This window comes from Allobosea sp. 05T433 (assembly GCF_056396065.1).
In genome coordinates this window covers 48,801-70,566 of record NZ_JBFTKS010000030.1, presented here as the reverse complement: position 1 = coordinate 70,566, position 21,766 = coordinate 48,801, and the positions used below count along the sequence as shown (strand labels likewise).

21 protein-coding genes and 2 pseudogenes are annotated in these 21,766 nt (G+C 63.0%); 11 read left to right on the top strand and 12 right to left on the bottom strand.

Going from position 1 to position 21,766, the window contains the following annotated elements:
• Positions 1 to 322 precede the first annotated feature (322 nt).
• From AC1DGP_RS29425 to AC1DGP_RS29410, 4 genes are all read right to left on the bottom strand, one after another.
• Complete coding sequence (locus tag AC1DGP_RS29425) at positions 323 to 1,537, bottom strand: IS91 family transposase (protein ID WP_441507187.1); 1,215 nt, start codon at positions 1,535 to 1,537, stop codon at positions 323 to 325.
• A 15-nt stretch (positions 1,538 to 1,552) separates the two neighbouring features.
• Positions 1,553 to 2,209, bottom strand: coding sequence for a tyrosine-type recombinase/integrase (locus AC1DGP_RS29420; protein WP_476832851.1), 657 nt, complete (start codon positions 2,207 to 2,209; stop codon positions 1,553 to 1,555).
• Between the two features lie 218 nt (positions 2,210 to 2,427).
• The gene (locus AC1DGP_RS29415; protein ID WP_476810281.1) at positions 2,428 to 4,119 is read right to left on the bottom strand and encodes an FAD-dependent oxidoreductase; all 1,692 of its coding nucleotides are present in this window, start codon (positions 4,117 to 4,119) and stop codon (positions 2,428 to 2,430) included.
• A 76-nt stretch (positions 4,120 to 4,195) separates the two neighbouring features.
• On the bottom strand, positions 4,196 to 4,420 hold the full coding sequence (locus AC1DGP_RS29410; protein WP_441470829.1) for a hypothetical protein: 225 nt from the start codon (positions 4,418 to 4,420) through the stop codon (positions 4,196 to 4,198).
• A 273-nt stretch (positions 4,421 to 4,693) separates the two neighbouring features.
• On the opposite strand from AC1DGP_RS29410, the gene AC1DGP_RS29405 reads away from it, so the two are divergent.
• The 4 genes from AC1DGP_RS29405 to AC1DGP_RS29390 all read left to right on the top strand — a co-directional run bounded on the left by AC1DGP_RS29405 (position 4,694) and on the right by AC1DGP_RS29390 (position 7,860).
• Complete coding sequence (locus AC1DGP_RS29405; protein WP_441470828.1) at positions 4,694 to 5,536, top strand: alpha/beta fold hydrolase; 843 nt, start codon at positions 4,694 to 4,696, stop codon at positions 5,534 to 5,536.
• A 52-nt stretch (positions 5,537 to 5,588) separates the two neighbouring features.
• Positions 5,589 to 6,221 carry a glutathione S-transferase C-terminal domain-containing protein gene (locus tag AC1DGP_RS29400; RefSeq protein WP_441470827.1) on the top strand — a complete coding sequence of 211 codons (633 nt, stop codon included), beginning with the start codon at positions 5,589 to 5,591 and terminating at the stop codon, positions 6,219 to 6,221.
• Between the two features lie 102 nt (positions 6,222 to 6,323).
• Positions 6,324 to 7,154 carry an alpha/beta fold hydrolase gene (locus AC1DGP_RS29395; protein WP_441470826.1) on the top strand — a complete coding sequence of 277 codons (831 nt, stop codon included), beginning with the start codon at positions 6,324 to 6,326 and terminating at the stop codon, positions 7,152 to 7,154.
• Positions 7,155 to 7,182: 28 nt separating this feature from the next.
• Positions 7,183 to 7,860: a hypothetical protein gene (locus AC1DGP_RS29390; RefSeq protein WP_476832850.1), complete on the top strand. Its 678-nt coding sequence runs from the start codon at positions 7,183 to 7,185 to the stop codon at positions 7,858 to 7,860.
• 163 nt (positions 7,861 to 8,023) lie between these two features.
• On the opposite strand, the gene AC1DGP_RS29385 is transcribed toward AC1DGP_RS29390, so the two are convergent.
• Positions 8,024 to 9,040, bottom strand: a complete 1,017-nt coding sequence (locus tag AC1DGP_RS29385) for a redoxin domain-containing protein (RefSeq protein ID WP_476832849.1) — start codon at positions 9,038 to 9,040, stop codon at positions 8,024 to 8,026.
• A 369-nt stretch (positions 9,041 to 9,409) separates the two neighbouring features.
• On the opposite strand from AC1DGP_RS29385, the gene AC1DGP_RS29380 reads away from it, so the two are divergent.
• The 3 genes and pseudogenes from AC1DGP_RS29380 to AC1DGP_RS29370 all read left to right on the top strand — a co-directional run.
• Positions 9,410 to 10,249: an enoyl-CoA hydratase/isomerase family protein gene (locus AC1DGP_RS29380; RefSeq protein WP_476832848.1), complete on the top strand. Its 840-nt coding sequence runs from the start codon at positions 9,410 to 9,412 to the stop codon at positions 10,247 to 10,249.
• Positions 10,250 to 10,344: 95 nt separating this feature from the next.
• Positions 10,345 to 10,686, top strand: a pseudogene (locus tag AC1DGP_RS29375) (GlcG/HbpS family heme-binding protein); the annotation flags it as partial.
• 292 nt (positions 10,687 to 10,978) lie between these two features.
• Positions 10,979 to 11,186, top strand: a pseudogene (locus AC1DGP_RS29370) (IS66 family transposase); the annotation flags it as partial.
• A gap of 93 nt (positions 11,187 to 11,279) precedes the next feature.
• Here AC1DGP_RS29370 and AC1DGP_RS29365 read toward each other — a convergent pair.
• A complete protein-coding gene (locus AC1DGP_RS29365; protein ID WP_476832847.1) occupies positions 11,280 to 12,074 on the bottom strand; it encodes a hypothetical protein in 795 nt (264 codons plus the stop codon).
• 257 nt (positions 12,075 to 12,331) lie between these two features.
• Here AC1DGP_RS29365 and AC1DGP_RS29360 point away from each other — a divergent pair, with 257 nt between their 5' ends.
• From AC1DGP_RS29360 to AC1DGP_RS29345, 4 genes are all read left to right on the top strand, one after another.
• Positions 12,332 to 13,630, top strand: coding sequence for an epoxide hydrolase family protein (locus AC1DGP_RS29360; protein WP_476832846.1), 1,299 nt, complete (start codon positions 12,332 to 12,334; stop codon positions 13,628 to 13,630).
• Between the two features lie 123 nt (positions 13,631 to 13,753).
• The gene (locus AC1DGP_RS29355; protein ID WP_476832845.1) at positions 13,754 to 14,200 is read left to right on the top strand and encodes a cupin domain-containing protein; all 447 of its coding nucleotides are present in this window, start codon (positions 13,754 to 13,756) and stop codon (positions 14,198 to 14,200) included.
• Positions 14,201 to 14,550: 350 nt separating this feature from the next.
• Positions 14,551 to 15,108 (top strand): VOC family protein, encoded by a 558-nt coding sequence (locus AC1DGP_RS29350; protein WP_476832844.1) that lies wholly within the window; start codon positions 14,551 to 14,553, stop codon positions 15,106 to 15,108.
• Positions 15,109 to 15,196: 88 nt separating this feature from the next.
• Positions 15,197 to 16,462 (top strand): alkyl sulfatase dimerization domain-containing protein, encoded by a 1,266-nt coding sequence (locus tag AC1DGP_RS29345; RefSeq protein ID WP_476832843.1) that lies wholly within the window; start codon positions 15,197 to 15,199, stop codon positions 16,460 to 16,462.
• A 135-nt stretch (positions 16,463 to 16,597) separates the two neighbouring features.
• Here the strand turns inward: AC1DGP_RS29345 and AC1DGP_RS29340 are convergent, their stop codons facing one another.
• From AC1DGP_RS29340 to AC1DGP_RS29315, 6 genes are all read right to left on the bottom strand, one after another.
• On the bottom strand, positions 16,598 to 17,302 hold the full coding sequence (locus AC1DGP_RS29340) for an ABC transporter ATP-binding protein (protein ID WP_476832842.1): 705 nt from the start codon (positions 17,300 to 17,302) through the stop codon (positions 16,598 to 16,600).
• Between the two features lies 1 nt (position 17,303).
• Complete coding sequence (locus tag AC1DGP_RS29335) at positions 17,304 to 18,050, bottom strand: ABC transporter ATP-binding protein (RefSeq protein WP_476832841.1); 747 nt, start codon at positions 18,048 to 18,050, stop codon at positions 17,304 to 17,306.
• Positions 18,047 to 18,949, bottom strand: coding sequence for a branched-chain amino acid ABC transporter permease (locus tag AC1DGP_RS29330; protein WP_476832840.1), 903 nt, complete (start codon positions 18,947 to 18,949; stop codon positions 18,047 to 18,049). The genes AC1DGP_RS29335 and AC1DGP_RS29330 overlap by 4 nt, the downstream gene beginning before the upstream one ends.
• A 32-nt stretch (positions 18,950 to 18,981) precedes the next feature.
• On the bottom strand, positions 18,982 to 19,887 hold the full coding sequence (locus AC1DGP_RS29325) for a branched-chain amino acid ABC transporter permease (RefSeq protein WP_476832839.1): 906 nt from the start codon (positions 19,885 to 19,887) through the stop codon (positions 18,982 to 18,984).
• A gap of 18 nt (positions 19,888 to 19,905) precedes the next feature.
• Positions 19,906 to 21,204: an ABC transporter substrate-binding protein gene (locus AC1DGP_RS29320; protein ID WP_476832838.1), complete on the bottom strand. Its 1,299-nt coding sequence runs from the start codon at positions 21,202 to 21,204 to the stop codon at positions 19,906 to 19,908.
• A gap of 229 nt (positions 21,205 to 21,433) precedes the next feature.
• Positions 21,434 to 21,748: an antibiotic biosynthesis monooxygenase family protein gene (locus AC1DGP_RS29315; protein WP_476832837.1), complete on the bottom strand. Its 315-nt coding sequence runs from the start codon at positions 21,746 to 21,748 to the stop codon at positions 21,434 to 21,436.
• Positions 21,749 to 21,766: the final 18 nt, after the last annotated feature.

Genomic DNA, 21,766 nt, shown 5'->3' with positions numbered 1-21,766 from the left:
TGTGAAGGGTTTCGGATGCCGGCCCAGGCGGCGGGCTTGGTCCGGGCTGAGGGCCGGCGTTCGAAAGCCTCCAGGGGAGGAAGCCGCGGCCCGGGGCTGTGCTATGGGGATTTCGCCGCGCGGCCTGGATTGTGGGCTTGCGCGCGGGAGCCGGCTGGCATGGGAAGCGCCGGTCGGGGCGCGGGTGAGCCGGGTTTTTTCTGGGCGCAGGGTCGATCCGAGACGGACGTGAGCTCTGTCTGCGCCGTCGGGCCGCGCAGGGTCGCCCGCTCTCTGCCCGAGACCGGCCCTGTTCTGTCCAGATGGAGCCCCCGAGCCGTCGTCATGATGTGTCGATCCTGACGGCGAGGATGGTGCGCGGGGCAGAACCCGGAGCGAAGCGCTCGACGAGGATCATGCGGCCGCCGCAGCATGGGCACGGCGGAGGGTATTCACCGCGGGGATCGTTCTGCTCGGCGCGAGCCTCTGCATTGTCGGCTTCAACGGGGCTGATCGGCGCCTGCGCCGCGATGATCTGCCGGACGTGGGCGATCGTGGGGGCCCGCCGGCTGGATGCGAGCAGGCCGTAGTGGCGGATGCGGTGGAAGCCGTCGGGCAGGACATGGAGCAGGAAGCGGCGGATGAACTCGTGCGCCGCCACCGTCATGGTCTTGCGCCAGACCTTGCCGGACGAGCGGGCGCGATAGTCCTTCCAGCGGAAGGAGACCCCGCGCCGGTCCATGGCGACGAGGCGGCTGTTGGCGATGGCGACGCGGTGGGTGTAGCGGGCGAGATAGGCCAGCACGGCCTCAGGGCCACCGAAGGGCCGCTTGGCGTAGACGACCCAGTCGGCCCGGCGCAGCGGCGCCAGCATCGCGGCGAAGGCACGCGCTTCAGCGCGTGGCGCGAGATCGCCATGGCAGGCGAGCTGACCGGCCGCATGCAGGGCGGCGAGCCCTTCCAGGAAGAGCCTGCGGAACAGGCGCGAGAGCACGCGTACGGGCAGGAAGAAGCCGGGCCGGCAGGCGATCCAGCGCGAGCCGTCCGGCGAGAGGCCGCCCCCGGGCGCGATGATGTGGAGATGGGGATGCTGGGTCATCGCCGATCCCCAGGTGTGCAGCACCGAGGTGAAGCCGATGCGGGCGCCGAGATGCTTCGGGTCAGCGGCGATGGTGGTCAGGGTCTCGGCCGCGGCCCTGAACAGCAGGCCATAGACGGTGGCCTTGTTCTGGAAGGCGATGGCGGCGATCGGCGCCGGCAGGGTGAAGACGAGATGGTAGTAGGGCACGGGCAGCAGATCGGCCTGCCGGTGCGCGAGCCAGTCCTTCGCCGCCGCGCCCTGGCAGCGCGGGCAGTGGCGGTTGCGGCAGGAGTTGTAGGCGATCGTGGCGTGATCGCAGTCGCCGCAGCGCATGACATGGCCGCCGAGCGCAGCCGTCCGGCAGACCCGGATCGCCCCGATCACCTTGAGCTGGCCGCGGCTGAGCCGATGGCGCGCGAGGAAGGCGTCGCCATGCCGGTTCAGGATATCCGCGACCTCCAATGGGGGCCGCGCCATGATCGGCGCGGACCGTTACGGCGGTGGCGGCGGTGCCAGCAGGGCGAGCGGGCTCTCGACCTCGCGGAGCGTCTTGAGCGCGACGCGTGTGTAGATGGCGGTGGTGTCGAGCTTCCTGTGGCCGAGCAGGACCTGGATCACCCGGATATCGGTCTTTCGCTCCAGCAGATGCGTGGCGAAGCTGTGCCGCAGCGTGTGCATCGACACCCGCTTGTCGAGCCTGGCGGCCTCGGCCGCGACATGGCAGGCCCGGTTGAGCTGTCGCGTCGTGATCGGCTGGCCCGGCTGCTGGCCGGGGAAGAGCCAGCCGCGCGGGCGCTTCACCCGCCACCATTGCCGCAGCAGGTCGAGCAGGTCGGGCGCGAGCATGACATAGCGGTCCTTGCGCCCCTTGCCCTGCTCGACCCGGATCAGCATGCGTGCGCTGTCGATGTCGGCGACCTTGAGGTTGGCGATCTCGGAGACGCGCAGGCCGCAGCCATAGGCGATGCTGAGCGCGGCGCGGCCCTTGAGGTTCGGCGCGTGGGCGAGCAGCAGCGCGACCTCCTCGGGGCTCAGGACCACGGGCAACCGCTCCGGCGTCGGGATCCGCGCCATGCGATCACCGAAGCCGGTCCGGCCGAGCGTGACGTGGAACTGGCGTAGCGGGCTGACGGCGGCAAGCTCGGTCATGGGGCTCTCCGAGGATCAGGGGAAACCCCGAAATCCTGGGATGCAGCGCCTCACATGGCGAAATCTCAGTGCTGACAGTCCTGCAGCACCCTGCCGCGAGAGCGGCTTAGTCCCCTGGCGCGTTTCGGTCCCGCCACTCGGAGGCTTTCAAAACTCCTTGGGACCGGGCATGCACCTCAACTCCGCTGGCCGTGACGCGATGCAGAGGCCACGCTCCATCAAGCTTGCCGCACCGCATTCAATGCGGGCCCGACGTTCCGTGTCAGGACGGAATGAATCTGGGCGATGACGGCGGCGCCTTCGCCAACGGCGGCGGCGACCCGCTTGGTCGAACCGGCCCGCACGTCTCCGACGGCGAAGATGCCTGGGCAACTGGTTTCGAGCGGCAGCCGCTCGCCGTCGCCGGCGCGCTCCCCCGTGAGAACGAAGCCCTTTGCGTCGAGCGCCACACAGCCGTCGAGCCAGTGCGTATTGGGATCGGCGCCGATGAACAGGAAGAGGTGGTGTGATGTGCACTCCCGGATCGCACCTGTCCGGCGGTCCCGAAACCTCGTCCCGGTCAGGCCAGTCGCCCGGTCGCCGTGCAAATCGACGATTTCGCTGTCCACATGGAGTTCGACGTTGGGCAAGGCCGCGATCCGATCGATCAGGTACCGGGACATGGTCTGCTCGAGGGGGCGGCGCACCACCAGGTGCAGATGCCTGACCTGCGGCGCGAGATAGGCAACCGCCTGGCCCGCCGAGTTTCCTCCGCCAACCAGGACGACATCCTCGCCGGCACACAACCGCGCCTCGACGGGCGATGCCCAGTAGGAAACGCCCGCCCCTTCCAGCGCTTCGATGTTGGGAATGTCGGGCTGCCTGTAACGCGCTCCGGAGGCGATCACGATGGTGCGCGACCGCGCGGTGCCTCCATTGCTGAGCTCGAGGGTGAACGGGGCTTCCGCATCCGCTCCGTGACAGCGGAGCAATTCGACGGTCAGCGGAATGGCAAGCTCGGCGCCGAACTTCGCCGCCTGATTGAACGCCCGGCCCGCGAGGGCTTGTCCGGAGATGCCGGTCGGAAAGCCGAGATAGTTTTCGATCCGGGCGGACGCGCCCGCCTGGCCGCCGAAGGCGCGGCTGTCCAGGACCAGGACCGACAACCCTTCGGATGCGCCATAGACGGCAGTGGCAAGCCCGGCTGGCCCGGCCCCGATGACCGCCACGTCATGGACAGTCTTCGGATCGAGATCCGGCGTGATGCCGAGACAGGTCGCGGCATCGGCATTGCTCGGGCTTCTGAGCAATGTGCCGTTCGGGCAGATCATCAGCGGCAGGTCTTCGGGGGCGACGCCGAGCCGTTCGACGAGTTCGCGCCCCTCCGGCTCGCACGCGGCAATGACGGTGTGGGGGTAGCCGTTGCGGGTGAGAAAACCCGACAACCGGACGATGCCCGGATCATCCCGGCGTCCGACCAGGATTGATCCTGCGCCGCCGGTCTGCCCCTCCTCGATCAGCATGACGCGCCGGAGGATGAAGGCGCGCATGATCGTTTCACCGACATCCGCCGATCCGATGACGAGCGCGCGGAGATGCGGCGCATCAAAAGGGATCGCGACCGCACCAGCATCCCCCGCCACGACCGACATGAGGGATGGACGGCCCGAGAGCTGATTGGTCTCGCCGGTGAACTGGCCGGGACCGTAGGTCGTGACCAGCGACGACCGGCCGGCCGCGCCGCGTCGGATCGCGTCAGCCGAGCCATCGAGAATCAGCCAGCAGGGGGCGTCGCGGGCGCCGATCTCGTAGACGACCTCACGCGGACCGAAGCGGCGCGGTGCGCCGCTGGCGAAGCGACGCGACGTCGCAATCTGAAGGGCGGACAGTGTCGGAAAAATCTGCTCTCGCCGAGCATCGCCGATTGCCATGGGGTGACCTCCGTATCGGGCCTATGCCACTTCTCGCGCGCGACGCCATCCGACCAGATGAGGAGCTTGACCGCAATCACGCCGGCGCGAACTGCGGCGCCTTCGGCAAGATGGGCGCGAAGACCAGAAGGGCCAGGAGCGTCGGCCCGAAGCTCGCCCATACAGCGGACAGCGGGCCGTAGCCGGCCGCAATCGTCACGCTGCCCGCCCAGGCGCCGATGGCGTTGGCGATATTGAGCGCCGCGAGGTTCATGGCCCCCATCAGCGTGAGCGCCTCCGGAGCGAAGCCCGTCAGGCGCACCCGCACTCTCTCGACGCATCGTCGGCTCCTACGAGCGGCAGAGGTCGATATGTCCCGATCTCAGGCTTCTTTGTCCGTCAGTGAATCCGGATTGGCTTTACTGCTCTTTGGAGCAAGTTTTTCGAGGCCACCGTCATGTCTTATCCAGGTTCCACCGAGAGCCGCCGCACGGTCCTGACCGCAGCGGTCGGTATAGCGGCAGCCGCAATTCTTCCGGCCCCCGCCTTCGCTACTCCCTTCTCCACTGTCCAAGCATCGAAAGGAACACATGCCATGAGCGCCGCTTACGTCACCACCAAGGACGGCGTGGAGATCTTCTACAAGGATTGGGGACCGAAGAACGCCCAGCCCATCGTCTTCCACCATGGCTGGCCGCTGTCATCGGACGATTGGGACGCGCAGATGCTATTCTTCCTTCACAACGGCTATCGCGTGGTGGCGCATGACCGGCGTGGTCATGGTCGCTCATCGCAAGTCAGCGAAGGGCACGACATCGACCATTATGCTGCGGACGCCTCCGCGGTGGCCGAGCACCTGAATCTGCGCAATGCCGTGCATATCGGCCACTCGACCGGTGGCGGCGAGGTCGCGCGCTATGTCGCCAAGTTCGGTCAGCCGCAGGGCCGCGTGGCCAAGGCGGTTCTCGTGTCGGCTATCCCGCCGATCATGGTGAAGACCGAAAAGAATCCCGAAGGACTGCCCATGGCGGTGTTCGACGGCTTCCGTTCCGCGCTCGCGGCCAACCGCGCGCAGTTCTTCCTCGATGTGCCGACCGGGCCGTTCTACGGCTTCAACCGGCCGGGCGTGACGCCGATCCCGGGCACGATCCAGAACTGGTGGCGCCAGGGCATGATGGGTTCGGCCAAGGCCCACTACGACGGCATCAAGGCGTTCTCCGAGACCGACCAGACCGAGGACCTGAAGGCCATTAACGTGCCGACGCTGGTGATGCACGGCGACGACGACCAGGTCGTGCCCTACGAGGATGCCGCCCTCAAGGCAGTGAAGCTGCTGAAGAACGGCACGCTGAAGCTCTACAAGGGCTATCCGCACGGCATGCTCACGACCCATGCCGACGTGATCAATCCGGATCTGCTCGCCTTCGTGAAGGCCTGATGAAGCGGTGCCTCGGCACTCGTGCCGAGGCACCTGCCAGGAGAGCTGTTGCATGAAGCTTTATGTCCATCCGGGTGCGAGCTCGCTCTCGGTGCACATCCTATTGCGCGAGATCGGGGAGCCCTTCGATCTCGAGGTCGTCAACGTGACGGCAAAGCAGCGGGCGGACGGCTCGGATTATCGCGACGTGGCTCCCAGAGGCATGGTGCCGCTGCTGGAGCTTCCCGGTGGCGAGCGGCTGACCGAGAACATGGTGATCGCGCAATTCATCTGCGATCGGGCGGAGCGACGCGATCTCATGCCTGCTCCCGGCACCATGGCGCGCTACCGGGTCATGGAGTGGCAAAGTTTCGTCGCCGCCGAGCTGCACAAGAGCTTCATCCCGCTCAACTGGAAGATCGACGCGCCGATGCGCGAGCTCGTCCTCGCCCGCATCCGGGGACGTCTCGCCTTCGCCGAACAAGGGATGGTTGGCCCGTTCCTCACCGGTGAAACCTTCACCGCTGCCGACGCCTATCTCTTCGTCATCGCCAGCTGGACGCGCTTCTACGGCATAGCGCTCGACGCCTATCCCCGGCTGGCGGCTTTCCTTCGGCTGGTCGGAACGAGGCATTCGGTCAAGGCCGCGCTTCACGCCGAAGGACGCGGCATGGTCAGCCTCGACGATCCGACACCGGCACCCTGAGCGTCCATCCGCCGACACAAACCCGAACAACTTTCGAGCGGCTGCGCAGGCGCCACCGCTTTCGGAAGGGCTCATCTTCATTCGAAGCGAAAGGAACCGACCATGCCTGATACTCTCGAACGGACTCCGACGCGCTATATCGATAGCGGCGGTGTGCGCTTCGCCTATCGCCGGCTCGGGCCGGAGGCGGGTATTCCGCTCGTCCTGCTGCAGCACTTCACCGGCACAATGGACGCGTGGGATCCGGCGGTGGTCAATGCGCTGGCGGCGCGGCGGCCGGTGATCGCCTTTAACAATGCCGGCGTCGGCACCTCCTCCGGCGAAACACCTGACAGCGTCGAGCAGCAGGTCACCGATGCCGAAGCCTTCATCGCAGCGCTCGGCCTGAAGCAGGTCGATCTCCTTGGCTTCTCGCTCGGCGGCTTTCTGGCCCAGGTGATGGCGACGCGCGGCGCGGTCGATGTCCGCCGGATGATCCTCGCCGGTACGGCTCCGCGCGGCGGCGAGGAGCATCTGCTGCAAGTGGTCGAAGAGGCCTTCGCCCGGAACGCACGCGACGTCAGGCTTCCCCTCTTCTTCACGCCGTCCGAAGCCAGCCAGGCCGCCGGCGCCGCCTTCATCGACCGCGCCGGCGCCCGGACGAGCGACCGTGATCCGGACCGGGGCGAGGCCGTCAGCAACCCGCAGGCGCAGGCCATCATCCGCTGGTGCGCGGAGCCGGACCCGGATCACGCCTCGCTCAGGGCGATCCGACAGCCGACGCTCATCGTCCATGGCAGCGACGACACGATGTTCCCCTCGATCAATGCCTACGAGATGTTCAAGAACATGAGCAGCACCACGCTGATTATCTATCCGGATTCAGGCCACGGCGCGCTGCTCCAGTATCCGGAAACATTCGTTTCGCATGTCGAGACCTTTCTCGGCGCCTGAACTACACAGCAAACGACAGGATGACGACATGGACGCTCTGGCACGGAAGATCATCGATGCCCATGGCGGGCTCGACAGATGGAAGAATTTCACCACCTTGACCGCCCACCTTCGGCAGGGCGGCGTGCTCTGGCCGCTCAAGGGGCATGGCGGCAAGCTAGACGAGACGAACGTCACGGTCGGGCTCGGGCGGGAGTGGGCTTCTCATTCGCCGTTCGGGCCGGAGGGCAAGGTGACGCGCTTCGAGCCGGGCCGCGTCGAGATCAGGGACGCCGCCGGGAAGATCGTCGAGGAGCTGGACGAGCCTCGCGCCTCCTTCGCCGGGCATACGCTCGAAACACCATGGACAGAGCCTCAACTGGCCTATTTCGCCGGGATTGCGATGTGGACCTATCTCAACATGCCGTTCCTGCTGGCTGCGCCCGGCGTCGTCAGCCGATCCGTCGGGGAGTGGCGGGAGAAGGGTGAGACCTGGCAGAAGCAGCGCCACAAAGAACAGGAGTTGCCCTATGAGGCGATAAGTCGGATGGTTGCGCAGCAGCACCCGCGTCACCACTGCTCCGACGACCGCCAGCATCCCGGTCGAGACTATCGGGTCGCGGAGAAGTTCGGCGATTTCGCTATAGCTCTGCAAGGCGATCAACGCCCCCATCGCCTATCGTCACGATGCCGACGCTGCGAACTCTGCTCAGCAGCACTCCGGTAACCTGTCATCATCCCGGAATTTCTTTCATCCTGCTCGGCAATCGGAGTCCGCGGCACAGAACGATCTCGCCAGATGGTCGCCACTGCATTTACACGATGGTTTCCCCATAGTGGTGTACGGGTTTCAATTGTGCCCGAGGGTCGTGGACATCTGGGATCTTCTCTTATCCGAAGGTGAAGCAGTAAGCCCGCACGCCGGCGCTCTCGAATTCGACCTCAAAGGTCCGATCCCGGACGGAGCCGGCCTGTCGGATGAGCTGGTACATGCGCGCGTCGCGAAGCTCGCCCCAGCCGGCGGCGTCGACGTCGACGCCGTGGTTCTCGCCAGGCTCGACGTTGTCGATCCGCACACGGAAGCGAACAGGCCGGTCGTCAGGCCCAGGCCCCATAACCAGATGCAGGTCGCGGGCATGGAACCGGATCGAGATCGCCCCGGTATGACCGGTCAGCTCGACAAATCCTGAGCGGGCATTCCAAGCGCTCGACAGGCTCCAACTATTGCGGGGCAGGACCACCAGCGCTTTGTAAATGCTGGAGACGTCCCGGCGCAGACCGACGCCCACAAACGCCGTGGCCTTTGCATAACCAAGATACGTTTCGGGGGATTCGAGGTTCGGCCAGTCGGGCGCCGCTTGCGATCCTTCTCCGGTGACCGGCTGAACGACGTCGACATCGGGTGCGGCGGCAACTTCGCCCAGCAGCGCCTTAATGACACCCTCGGTTTTATCGTAGTCACCCTCTCCCAGCTTCTGGTGGCAAACGCGGCCCTGGGCATCCAGGACATAAAAACCTGGCCAGACCTCATTCTGAAACGACCGCCAGATCCGGAAATCGTTGTCGAGGACCACCGGATAGCGGACACCGAGCTCGGCGACCGCATGGCGAACCCTTGGAAGCTCATGCTCAAAACTGAACTCTGGCGCGTGAACGCCCAGCACAATTAGCCCTCGGTCACGGTATCTGTCTGCCCAGGTCCGCAAGTACGGCAAGGGCCGCAAGCTATTGATGCAGGTGTAGGTCCAGAAATTCACTAACACGACCTTGCCACGCAGGTCGGCCGGCCGAATAGGCGCTGAGTTGATCCATGCGCCGTCGCCGGGTAGCGCACGATAGCTGTCATCGGAGGCCGCCCCGCGAGTCGCCAGAATAACGCCCGCCGCAGGCACAGCGAGCAGTCCCAAGCCGGCGTCTCTCCGACTGGGAAGGGATGTTGCGAAGATGCGAGTAGCTGACATGGCAAGTACGCTCTTGAGCTATGATGAAAGGATCTTCACCGACCCGTCAGACCCAAGATGCGCTCGCCCGGGTGCAGATCCATAGGACGATGGTGTCGCAGATACCTTTGTGTGCCTGCGGGGAAGTGCCTCGCCCGACTGACGCCGTTGGCGGGATTTCTCGCAAATGGATTGTTGTCGACAGGCTCTCCACATCGCGGGCCTGCGGGCTTTCCATCCGACTCGACACCATGGTCTCGGCGATACCTTAGGCCAATCGCGGGCCCGGACGCGGCGCAGCATCTTGCTGAGATCGGATTGCAAGAGGAGGCTGCCGTGGACCCCGAGATAACCCCGTCACAGATCCGCCTGACCCGCCGCTCGCCCGCCTATTGGCGCGTGACTTTCAACAACGGGCCGCTGAACGTCATGGGGCCACAGATGGTCCGGGAGTTCACAGCCCTGATCGACACCATCGAGGCCGACGACGACGTGCGCGTCGTGGTCTTCGACAGCGCCGTGGAAGGCTTCTTTCTCAACCACTCGGACTTCACCGCCCGGATCGAGGACCTCTTGGCTATGCCTCCCGGCCCTACCGGCCTGCCACCCTGGCCGGACTTTTTGGTGCGGTTGACCCGCGCGCCCGTCGCATCGATCGCAATGATCCGTGGCCGGGCGACCGGCAACGGCAGTGAGATAACGCTGTCCTGCGACATGGCGTACGCCAGCCAGGAGAAGGCCATCATTTCTCAATGGGAGGTCGGCGTGGGGATGGTCGCCGGCGGTGGCCCAATGGCCCGGTTGCCCCAGCTCATCGGCCGCAACCGCGCAATGGAGGTCCTGCTAACCTCGGAAGATATCCGCGCCAATCAGGCCGAGGCCTACGGCTACATCAACCGCGCCCTGCCCGATGCCGAACTCGACGACTACGTGGACGCGATTGCCACCCGGATCGCCAGATTCGACAAGTGGGCGATTGCGCAGACCAAGCGCTTGCTCAACACCAGTCTGTCGCCGGACGTCGAGCTCGGGGCGGGCTGGGAAGCCTGCATCGCTTCACTCGCGCGGCCCGCAGCCCAGAACGGGATCAAGGCCCTCACGGACAAGGGTTTCCAGACGCCGGGCGACGTCGAGGACAGGCTAGCCTTTCATCTGGGCGAGCTCCCAGCTCGTTGACCGAACAGGCGTCAGCCGCCCTACCTGAGAAGGAAACACAATCAATGGACCTGCTTATGAAAGCGAAGGCGCTTGCTTAACGCGTAGAAGCCGAAGCTACGAAGGCGAAAGTACCTGTTGCGGTCTGCGTCATCGACGTCCACGGAAATTTAGTGCTGCAGCACCGGATGAACGGCACGCCGCTCTTCGCGCTCGAAATCTCCGAACGCAAGGCTTACACATCAGCTCTTGTCCGGTTGCGGACCGCCGACATCCTCCCCCTCGTGCAGCCGGGACAGTCCCTTTATGCGCTCCCCACGGTGGGCGGTGGCCGGTTTTGCCCAATGGGTGGCGGCGTGCCTCTGACTGATGATGACGGCCAGGTATTCGCCGGAGTCGGTGTCAGCGGGGGCACGGCTGAGGAGGATATCGCAATTGTCGAGGCGGCGGTCAGATAAGGCCGTAACCGTCCATTCTCATCCGCGGCCATCGGATCTGGCACGACGGGCAGGCGGCGAGCGGCGGCTGGAGAAGGGCCTGTGGCCGTCGCCGGCCGATGGCGTCGTCGCGATCGCGCCCTCGCAGATGGGCTACCTGCTCTCCGGCAAGCGACTGGCGCAATCCGGTGGAGACGTGGCGTCCGACCTCGATCGGAAAGAGCGTTGCGCCTGGTTGTTGCCGGCGGATGTGATTCCCTCACGTTGGGAACGCGCCCGCTGAACGCCGCTATCGCCGGCCCCGCCTGCCGATATGGCCGCGGGGCATTGCTCTGATCCTGGCGGGGCGCCAGGCGAGGATCGAGGCGCAAGCCGAAGCTCTCTCGGCGAAGGCTGCAGCGTCATCGACCGAGGTGACGATCGCGCATCTCAAGGTGATGATCGAGAAGTTGAAGCGAGAGCTCGATGGCCGGCGCTCCGACAGCACGGCGCGGTTGATCGACCAGATGGAGTTTCATCTGCTCGCGAAATGGCCCTCGAAACCGGTCGTGCAAGCCTACGTCGATATCCTCGACGTTGTCCGCGACACCGAAATGTCTCATCGCGCAGCCCGCTCAATCGACTGACGAAAATGGTCGCATCTCGTCTAACCCTGACGGTTGCTGGTAACGCACCGGCTTAGGGCCCCCTTCTTCAAGGAGGATATTGGAGACGTCGATCGAAACCATCAGCGGATCGAACCGCACGGTGAGATCATCGTTGCGTTGATACGCGCGTCGCCGTGTCGGAAAATACAGACCCTGTGCCTCGACGAACTCCGACACCAGGTGCACTCCGGCGAAACCGCCCGCGACATCGATCCTATAGTCGTGGCGTCTCAAGCGCCCATCATAGCCAAAATAGAAGTCTTGCTCCCGACTATGGGTGGCGATCCAATCTGGGAACGTCGCCCTTAAACCTCGCCAGACCCTGCCCCCCTCTCGGATCGGCGGGATGTCGGAAATCTCGAACCCTGGCTCGGCAAGGACGAAGGGCGCTGTCAGATAGGTCCACAGCGCATAGCCGTTGAAGTAGGCGCGGTGTAGGGGATCCCAAGGTGTTGTCATGGTGTGGCCGGCGAACGCGTTCCTTGGGTTCAGACGTTCGGCTACGATCCCTCCTTTGCCATCAAGGATCGCGATACGCTCGGGGGTAAACTCGGTTCGCCAATCAGGTCCGCCGAATGGCTCCAGCGAACTCCATTCCCGTGCAAGATCCACCTTCATCTGGCGAGGCTGGTCATCCTGGACTAGGCCTTTCATACCCCAGAACGCGCCGCCGGTAACGATTGTCGCCGCGAGGGTCTTGAATTCCCGCCAGCGCTCCAATCCGCCATGGGCCTGCAGGGCCTCTGCGAGCAACGTATTCATCGGTTCGCTCGCTCCGACGCGTTGGATCGAGGATCGGACATCTGGACTTCTCCCAACACGACCTGGTCGGGAAGAAGCCCGACCTGCTGCTGGGAAGGTGCCTATCGCGAGACCACCGAGTCTATTATTCCTATGTATCGATGAGACGATCGGATCGGCGATACCTAGGTCCAATAGAGTTTAGATCAGATTTCACCCTTACTATCTCAATGTTGCTTCAGAGCGAGCAGCTTTAGATTATTTCGTAGGAGGTGATCGTGTCTTCCATATATTCCGATACCACTCGCCGGGAGGTGCTCGCGGCATCCGCCGCCGTTGGCGGGGCGGCTCTGTATGCCTCGTCGAGCTTCGCCGACGTTGGAGCCCCGGGCCGAGGGTCTACTGCCATCCGCCCGTTCAAGATCAAAGTCCCCCAAGCGGACCTGGTCGATGTAAAGCGGCGACTGAAGGCCACTCGTTGGCCGGAGCGTGAGACGGTGAACGATACTACCCAGGGCGTCCGCTTGACGACGATGAAAGCCCTGGCAAGTTATTGGGAGAACGAATACGACTGGCGTAACTGCGAGACCTATCTCAACAACCTGCCGCAGTTCGTCACCGAGATCGATGGACTGGACATCCATTTCATCCATGTTAAGTCGAAGCACGCGGACGCCCTGCCGATCATTATCACGCATGGCTGGCCGGGCTCGATCATCGAACAGCTTAAAATCATCGGGCCGCTGACTGACCCCACCGCGCATGGAGGGTCCGCCGCAGACGCCTTTGACGTCGTGATTCCATCGTTGCCTGGCCACGGGTACTCGGGCAAGCCCACGACAACAGGGTGGGATCCCATCCGGATCGCCCGTGCCTGGGGTGTTCTTATGACTCGCCTTGGCTATCCCAGATACGTCGCCCAAGGCGGCGACTGGGGGAATGCGGTCACCGAGCAGATGGCGCTGCAGACGCCCCCCGGACTGATCGGGATTCACACAAACATGCCGGCTACCCTGCCGGACGAGATCTCTAAGGCGCTCGCTGGCGGACCGGCCCCGACCGGTCTCTCTGGTGACGAACTCTATGCATGGAAGCAGCTCGATCTCTTCTGGAAGCACGGCCTGGCCTATGCCCAGGAGATGTCCAACCGTCCGCAGACTCTATACGGGATCGCCGACTCCCCGATCGGCCTCGCCGCGTGGATGCTTGATCATGACGCCCGTAGCTATGACCTCATCGCCCGCGTGTTCGACGGCAAAACCGAGGGCCTTTCGAAAGAGGATGTGGTCGACAATATCGCGCTTTACTGGTTCACCAACACAGCGGTCTCCTCGGCACGCCTCTACTGGGAGAGCAAGCTCGCGTTCTTCGCCCCGAAGGGCGTGCAGTTGCCTACTGCCGTCAGTGCCTTCCCGGACGAGATTTACACCGCCCCACGGAGCTGGACCGAAAAGGCCTATCCCAAGCTGATCTTCTACAATCGCCAGCCAAAAGGCGGGCACTTCGCGGCTTGGGAGCAGCCCCAAGCCCTCACGAACGATCTCCGTGCCGCGTTCAGGTCCCTTCGACAGACTTGACGCCTGCCGGTGACGGCCTGCCCCCAGCCCCATGTGGGGCAGGCCGAGCGCGGCGGCCTGCATTCCTCCCCCCGGCAGGCCGCCGTGCCGCCTCTCGAACTGTGGCCAGACTGGAGCAAAGCCATGACAGCGTCCGTCGAGCACTATCCGGACCAAGACCGCTTCCACGCCATCCGGCCCGAGGACGTGGTCTGGAAGGCTTTCCCAGCGTTCCCTCCACAAGCGCGGCTAGCGACCCTGGTCGGCAACCCGATGGAGCCCGGTCCGTTTGTCATACGGGTGAAGCTGCCAGCAGGCGTGAGGATGATGCCGCACCAACATCCCGAAGATCGCATTTACACCGTAATCTCGGGAACCTTCTATATTGGCCTCGGCGACAAATTTGATGAGAGTCGCCTCTCGGCGTTTGCCCCTGGCTGCGTCGTTGTACTGCCAGGAGGCCAGCCGCACTTTCACTGGGCCAAGTCAGGCGAGTACATTACCCAAGTTTCAGCGATCGGCCCGCTTGGCCTCGATTATGTCGAACCGGAGGATGATCCGCGGACGTACCAGCCCGCACTCATCACATGAGGTTAGCGCGACTTTAGCTTTCGGCATGACTGTGGGGCCTGGCGCCGGCTAATGCCGCGCCTCGCGCCCTTATCGCGCGCCCAACTTAACGTGTTCGACGGTAGCCGTGGGTGGGGCGGCGCCACGCCGCGGGTTTGGATTGGCCAAGCCGGTGCCAGGGAGCGTCCCGCGGCATCGTGTTCGCTCAACCGCGATGCGGACCTAAACCCACGCGAAGACGCGAAAGCAAATTCGACATGAGGGCATAATGTAGTCGCAGATATAGATAATATACCTAGATGAATCTCGATAATAATAATTAGAATAATTTCTTCCAGCAACAATCCAGGATTATAGATCAGGAGGCAGGGATGACCAGTATGGAAGCCGGATCTAGCCCGATGAGTCCTATGACTATGACATTTGAGGTAGTGGTAATCCCCGTGGCGAATGTCGAGCGCTCGCTGGAATTTTACTCTAACCTCGGGTGGCGACTCGACCTCGATTTCGACTCCGGCGACGGTTACCGTGTGATCCAATTCACACCGCCCGGCTCGGGCTGCTCCGTGACCTTCGGCAGCAGGGTCAGCTCCGGAGCGCCCGGTTCAGCGCAGGGGCTGCATTTGGTGGTGGCCGATATCGAAGCTGCTCGCGCCGACCTTCTTCGGCGGGGCGTGGCTGTTAGCGGGCTGTTCCATGACCCGAGTGGCGTCTTCCACCGCGCCGGCCCTGAAGGCAGAGCCCCCGGCCCAAACCCTCAACGGAAAAGCTACGCCTCGTATCTGTCGTTCGATGATCCGGACGGTAACAGCTGGACAGTGCAAGAGGTGACATCCCGCCTCGGGCCAGATCTCACCGCGACCGATACCCGGTTCTCCCCGGAACTCGTTCACGCGGCTTTACATCCAGCGCATCGACCGGCCGGTTAGCAACTACTGCATATCAACTACTGCGTATAACGCGGGCGCTGCCTTGCTCATTCGCCCATATTATGGCGAGCGACTCGTAGGAAAAATTATGCCCCAGAAAGCACTTTTTGAGCGGCTGTGGAATGGCTCTGCTCAGATGGAAGAATGGACCGAAGCCGTTTCTCACGGCGCTATTACGACCGTCGCCGACGGCATCATCACCGTTCACACGACGTATTTTTGTGGGAGTGTTACGGCCATCCGGACGTCGGAGGGTTTGGTGCTGATCGACACAGCAAAGCCAGACACCGCCCGGCGAACCTTGGACGTCGTGCGGTCATGGGATGATAGCCCTATCCATACAGTGATCTTCACCCATGGGCATATCGATCACACCAGTGGCATCGGCCTGATCGATGAAGAGGCCGATGCGAGAGGGCTGCCGAGGCCGCGCATTATCGCACATCGGAACGTCGCCCGACGGATGCAGCGGTATCAGGACGCTCATGGCTTCAACAGCTTTGTGCAGGGTCAGCAGTTCAATAAGCCGGGCTATGTCTATCCTGTTGGTCAGCGCCGCCCAGATCAGGTCTACGACGACACGCTGGCCTTGACGATCGGCGGCGAGCGTATCGAGCTGATCCACGGACGAGGCGAAACCGACGACGCTAGCATCGTCTGGCTTCCCGAACGACGCGTCCTTGCCAGTGGCGACTTCGTGATCTGGGTGTTTCCCAACGCCGGCAATCCCCGCAAGGTCCAGCGTTACGCTGCCGAATGGGCCGTCGCACTTCGCACGATCGAGAGCCTCAAGCCCGACGTACTGATCCCCGGCCACGGTCCCGTCGTTTTTGGAGAGAAGCGTGCTGCTCAAATGGTGCGGGACGGCGCGGAGGCATTGGAGCATCTGGTTCGAGGAACTCTCGCGCTGATGAACAATGGCGCAACGCTCGATACGGTCCTGCACGCGGTGAGATTGCCAGCCGCGGTCCTCTCGAAGCCCTACCTGCATCCGAAATATGACGACCCCGAGTTTCTTGTCCGCGGCATCTACCATCTCAATGGCGGCTGGTTCGACGGCAACGCGGCACATCTGAAACCAGCCCGGACGGCCGATCTTGCTCTGGAGCTTGCGAGCCTTGCAGGCGGAGCGGCCAAGCTGGCCGAGAGAGCAGTCACCCTGGCAGAGACCGGGCAGTCACGACTTGCCGTTGAACTGGTTGAACTGGCTAGCGCGGCAGGGCCTGACAACAGCGACATCCAGGCTGCCCGCGCCGCCGTCCTTCAAAAGGCCATCGACAGCGAAAGCTCGCTAATGGGGAAGGCCTTCCTTGGTGTTTTTCAGCGCGATGCTGCACAATTGTCGAAGGTCTGAAAACGACCCCTGCCAGAGGTTGTCCTTCTTCGACTGTGCTGAGCTGCGTTGCCGGCTGGGATAGCAGGGCTAAGCACGCGGGAGCCTCCAGCGGCCGCCTTCGAAGCGCACGTTTGAGTAGGATTTCCGGTGCCGTCAGTGGCATGACTCTCCGAATTCGGCGAGCGGGCGCCGGGGCAGCACGCTCTGGCGCGAAACCTCGCCGCGCTCAATCAGGTAGTTCTCGTCGGCGAAGGAGCGCAGCAGGTCGGGGTTCGACTCGGTGATCAGCAGAGCGATATTTCGATCGGCGTCGCGAAGCGCACGCAGCGCAGCGCCGTAGCGCTGTGCGAGAACCGGCGCCAAGCCCTGGAAGGGCTCGTCCAGCAGGACGAGTCGGCCGCCGGCTACCAGCGCGCGGCCGAGCGCGACCATCTTGCCTTGCCCACCTGACAGGCCGGCTGCCGGCCGTTTGCGCAAGTCCTGCAATTCAGGCAGGATCGAGTAGACCAAATCGAGCCGCCGAGACATTTCGGCCGCCGAAAGCCGCATGACCTCGCCCGGAAACCGTAGATTCTCCTCCAGCGTGAACGAGCCGTTGAGCCGGCGATCTTCCGGCGCATAGCCAATGCCCATGAATGGGCGGCGATGCACAGGCACTTCAGCCAGGTCATGACCGTCAAAGCTGATCCGCCCGGAACTAAGCTTCAGGAAGCCCATGATCGAGCGCAGCACGCTGGTTTTGCCGGCGCCGTTGCGCCCGATCAGGGCTACAGCGCTGCCCCCGACTATCTCAAAGCTGGCATCCCGAACAACGGTGACGCCTTCGATCTCCGTCGATGCTCGTTCGAGCCGAAGCATGTCACACTCCGATCAAGTCCTTGCGCACGTTGGGATTGTTGAGGACGTCGTCCGGCCTGCCCTCCAAGCTGATTCGCCCGCCTGACCAGACCGCGACCTTGTCGGCGTAACGCGACACCACGTCCATGTCGTGCTCGACGAAGATCGCCGTGGTTGCACTGTGCTGCAACGCTCGGACTAGGATGTCCATGATCGCGAACTTCTCCTTGCTGGAGACACCGCTAGTCGGCTCATCCATGAAGATGAGCCGTGGCTTCAGAGCGAGGGCCATGGCGATGTCAATCAGCTTGCGCATGCCTTCGGGCAGCTCGCGCGTGGGGCGGTGCGCCGCGTCGCCAAGCCCGATCACTTCGAGCAGTTCGAGCATCTCGCTGCGCTTGGGGTGCCTCTCCAGTGGGGTCCAAGCGTTCCAGATGCCTTCCCTCGCCGCCAGTGCTACCAACAAATTCTCGATCACAGTGCTCGCAAGGAAGAGTTGCGGCAACTGGAAGGAGCGGCCGATCCCGCCCTTCGCGATCCGGCGCGGCGTGGCACCAGTGATGTCGCGTCCCTCGAATAGAACCGAGCCTGATTGCGGCCTTAGATAGCCCGTGCAGATGTTGACGAAAGTTGTCTTGCCGGCCCCGTTCGCTCCAATAATTGCGACCCTCTGACCACTGAAAACCGATAGCGAAGCGTTATCGGCCGCGGCAACGCCACCAAAACAGAGGCTCAAGTTGCGGGCCTCCAGTACAAGGTCCTGTGTCATGGCTGCGCCCTCTTCTTAGCGAAGCGCAACTGACCCAGGCCATCAGGTGCAAACAGTATGATGGCGATGAGTGAAAGGCCGAGAATCGTCTGCCAGAAGTCGGCGGCGTAAGCAGCCGCGTAATTGCGAATGACTTCGAAGACAATGGAGCCCGCGAATGCCCCTAATACATTGCCCGCGCCACCGAGAATTGAAATGAAGACGAACTCGCCCGAGCGCACCCAATAGGCGAACTCGGGCGAGACATGCCCGTTGACGATAGCGATTATCGCCCCGCTCAAGCCAGCGAGCGTACCCGAAATCGCATAGGCAATATGGAGAACGCGGTTGCCGGAGACGCCAAGATATTCCAGCCGGGTCTCGTTGCTTTTGACCGCCTCGAGCGCTTTGCCCAGCGGTGAAGCGAGGTAGCGCGCTACCAGGAAAGCGCAAAGCATGGCAGTCGCCAGCGTCGAATAGAACATCCAGGACTCGAAGGCGATCCGGCCGAGGCGGACGCCGGCCAGAGTCGGACGCGCCACGTTCAGGCCGTCGCCGCCGCCGGTGATATTGTAGAGTTTCTCAAGCAGGGAGAATGCTACCATCGAGATCGCCAGATTGATCATCGAGAAGAAGATGTCGCGATAACGCACTGCGAAGAAACCGAAAGCGACCGCGATCAGCGTTGCGACCAGCGCGCCCAGAGGGATCAGGACCAGGGCGTCCAGCGAGAGCCGAGCCTTGACTAGAAAGGCGACTGTATAGGCGCCGGCAGCGTAATAGAGGCCGTGCCCAAACGAGACCTGCCCGGCTCGCAGTAGCACGATGATGCCAAGCACCGTCAGGCCAACTGCGAGCGCGATCGTCAGCATCACCGCCGTCCATGGCACGAGGACCGGGACGATCGCCACCGCGACCACGGCCGTCGCTCCCATCAGGGTTTCTGCACGCATCAGACTTTCCGCGTCTGCGGGACGCTGAACAAGCCCTTGGGCTTGAAGAGCAGAACGACGAACATGATCAGATAGGGCACCAATACATCGAACTCGGGCGCCATGTAGACGGCGATCGAACGGCCCAGTCCGATCATCAGCGCGGCCACGGCCGCCCCCTCAATCCTGCCGAGGCCGGCCGTCGCTGCGACTGCAAAAGATAGAATGATCATACCGGCCCCCATCCCCGGCACCAGAGAGGTCGATGCCGAGGCCAAGGCTCCCCCGAAGGCGGCGAGAGAGGCCCCGATTATGAAGGCGAGGAGATAGACCCTGCCGGCGTCGACGCCCATCGCGGCCGAAGTCTCGCGGTCGTCTGTCACCGCCGTCAAGACCCGACCTATCCGGGTGTGCCGCAGGATGTAGCGCAAGCTGACGAGGACGATCACCGCGACCAGTGGCACGACCACAACCTGGTACGTCGAATAGTTTATGCCGAGGACCTTTACCGTACCAAGCAGACTGAGAGGCACGTTGACGAAGTAGGGCCTGACACCCCAAACCGCCTTCTGAAGATCTTCCAGTATCATGAAAACGGCGAAGGTCAGCAGCAGCTGGAGAACCTGTTCTTTGCCGTAGATGCGGCGCAAAAGGCCGACCTCGAGTGCGCCGCCGAGCATGATACCGACGATGCAGGCCGACAGTATCATCGCCGGATAGGAGAGCCACGGATTCCAGCCCGCGGCAGCGATGAACAAGCCAATGGATGCTGTCACGTAGGCGCCGATCGCATAGAAGCTGCCATGGGCCACGTTGACGATCCGCAGAACGCCAAAGATCAAGGACAGCCCTACGGCGACCAGAAAGATCTGGGCCCCATAGGAGAGCCCATCCAGCGTTGCCAGGATGACGGTCTGGATGGACATGGCGCGATACCCCGTTCCCTACTTGTTGGCGACAAAGGTTTCGATTGTCGGATCATGCGCCATCTCCAGCTTGACCTTCGCCAGCCAGTCCGCTGACTTCTGGCCGATCGGGGTGGTCACAAGCTTGGCGGGGTAGATCGACATCCGATCCAGGATTGCGAAGCCGTATTCGGGAACCCGCACCGAGGTGCCAATTAGCTGGTCCTCCAGACCTTGATTGTCCTCACGGATAGAGATTTCGCTAGTCAAACCACGGAACTTGAGGTTGCGGAAGGCCGCCATCAATTGCTCCTTCGACGGCCAGGGGACGTCGTTGGCCTTAGCAGCCTTCTCGTAGGCACCCTGGAGTGCCGAGATCGCCTGCGACATGTGGAAGACCGGATATATCGGGTAGGCGTTCGTCTTTTCTCGGTAACGCTTCACGAAATCCTGAAAGGCGGCGTCCTGCTTATATTTGGGATGCAGGAAGTAATGATCGCCGCGTCCGCCGATGATGACGCCGGGCGGGATTGCATTACCGAGACGCTCAAGCGAACTCTCGCCGAGGGGAAAGACAAAGGTTCCCTGTGTCATGACTCCCCGCGCTGCCGCCTGCTGAACGAATGTGTCGAGATCGCCGCCCCATGAGGTGTTGACGATCACGTCTGGACGCAGCGCCTGGATGCGGGAGATCTCGGTCGAATAGTCCGGCGCGCCGAATTTCGGGAATAGCTCGGCAACGACCTGAATATCCGGCTTCAAGGCCCTCAAAGCCGTGATGAATAGAGCCCATTGATCGCGGCCGGCGGCATAGTCCTGATTGACGCCGGCGACGGTCTTGAAATCGGGCTTGTTTTTGACGAGATACAGCGCCGCAGCGAGCATTTCCGCGCCCGAATGTGCCTGCGTGCGCACATTGTACTTATAGTTGTTATCTTCGAAGATTCGCGGCGAGCTGCAGTCCCATAGGATGTTCGGGACTTCGAGGTCCTCAGCGACCGGCGCCAGCGCTAGGCAGCTCGCGCTTGAGACGGAGGCCAGCATGACCTCAGCCTTTTCGTTCAACACTACCCGGCGATATTCCGACATGAGCTGGTTGGCACCGGCCCCCTCGTCGATGACGATTGAGCGCAGCGGCACGCCAAGAATGCCGCCTTTCGCATTGAGGTTCGCGATCAGCAGATCTGCGGCGTCCTTGCCGGGAACTCCGAACACGGAGGCCGGTCCGGATAGGAAGGTGGTAATTCCCACCACCAACTCCTTCGGCTTGTCGGCGGCCGCCGCCGGAGAAATTAACAGCGTTGCGACCCATAGCGAACCAAGTGTCTTGCTAAACATCGTTACCTCCCTCCTTGGCTATTGGTTCATCTAAGTTCCATCCGTTCCAGCGCCTCGGCAGCGAAGCCGGTTCGCCACTTGGAGTTCCGCCATTTCATCAGTCATTGGGCTGATCGCATAGTCATAGTGCCGAGCGGTGGCGACCATGGAGTGACAGCGCCCGCTCGTCTGACTTTGAGCCGCCTGACGAGGCGGCTGCTGCGTATCGATGGCGACCCTACCTGGACTGCTATACGGAAGGAGAGAACGCACGCTCGACACGGTACATACCGGGCTCAAATGTGGAGAAACCCAGCGCTTCCTTGAGGTAGGGCAACGGCCTAGGGTCGGCACGCATGGCCTGGTAGTCGGCGGCGCTTCTCCACCTCGCATACATGGCGACTTTCGTACCGTCGACACTTTTGTGCAGTGCTGCTGAAATGAAGCCAGGTGCTTGATCCACCACGCCACTCGTTGCGGATGTCAAAAGGTCCACAAGCCTATCTTGATCGTCCGGTCTGACGGTAAAGACGTTGATCATTACGATGCTTTGATCATCGGTCATTCGTATATTGCTTTCGTT

Excerpts from the sequence above, each read along its gene's own strand:
- AC1DGP_RS29425 (WP_441507187.1), bottom strand. The coding sequence starts at position 1,537 with ATGGCGCGGCCCCCATTGGAGGTCGCGGATATCCTGAACCGGCATGGC.
- AC1DGP_RS29420 (WP_476832851.1), bottom strand. The coding sequence starts at position 2,209 with ATGACCGAGCTTGCCGCCGTCAGCCCGCTACGCCAGTTCCACGTCACG.
- AC1DGP_RS29415 (WP_476810281.1), bottom strand. The coding sequence starts at position 4,119 with ATGGCAATCGGCGATGCTCGGCGAGAGCAGATTTTTCCGACACTGTCC.
- AC1DGP_RS29405 (WP_441470828.1), top strand. The coding sequence starts at position 4,694 with ATGAGCGCCGCTTACGTCACCACCAAGGACGGCGTGGAGATCTTCTAC.
- AC1DGP_RS29400 (WP_441470827.1), top strand. The coding sequence starts at position 5,589 with ATGAAGCTTTATGTCCATCCGGGTGCGAGCTCGCTCTCGGTGCACATC.
- AC1DGP_RS29395 (WP_441470826.1), top strand. The coding sequence starts at position 6,324 with ATGCCTGATACTCTCGAACGGACTCCGACGCGCTATATCGATAGCGGC.
- AC1DGP_RS29390 (WP_476832850.1), top strand. The coding sequence starts at position 7,183 with ATGGACGCTCTGGCACGGAAGATCATCGATGCCCATGGCGGGCTCGAC.
- AC1DGP_RS29365 (WP_476832847.1), bottom strand. The coding sequence starts at position 12,074 with ATGAATACGTTGCTCGCAGAGGCCCTGCAGGCCCATGGCGGATTGGAG.
- AC1DGP_RS29355 (WP_476832845.1), top strand. The coding sequence starts at position 13,754 with ATGACAGCGTCCGTCGAGCACTATCCGGACCAAGACCGCTTCCACGCC.
- AC1DGP_RS29350 (WP_476832844.1), top strand. The coding sequence starts at position 14,551 with ATGACCAGTATGGAAGCCGGATCTAGCCCGATGAGTCCTATGACTATG.
- AC1DGP_RS29345 (WP_476832843.1), top strand. The coding sequence starts at position 15,197 with ATGCCCCAGAAAGCACTTTTTGAGCGGCTGTGGAATGGCTCTGCTCAG.
- AC1DGP_RS29340 (WP_476832842.1), bottom strand. The coding sequence starts at position 17,302 with ATGCTTCGGCTCGAACGAGCATCGACGGAGATCGAAGGCGTCACCGTT.
- AC1DGP_RS29335 (WP_476832841.1), bottom strand. The coding sequence starts at position 18,050 with ATGACACAGGACCTTGTACTGGAGGCCCGCAACTTGAGCCTCTGTTTT.
- AC1DGP_RS29325 (WP_476832839.1), bottom strand. The coding sequence starts at position 19,887 with ATGTCCATCCAGACCGTCATCCTGGCAACGCTGGATGGGCTCTCCTAT.
- AC1DGP_RS29320 (WP_476832838.1), bottom strand. The coding sequence starts at position 21,204 with ATGTTTAGCAAGACACTTGGTTCGCTATGGGTCGCAACGCTGTTAATT.
- AC1DGP_RS29315 (WP_476832837.1), bottom strand. The coding sequence starts at position 21,748 with ATGACCGATGATCAAAGCATCGTAATGATCAACGTCTTTACCGTCAGA.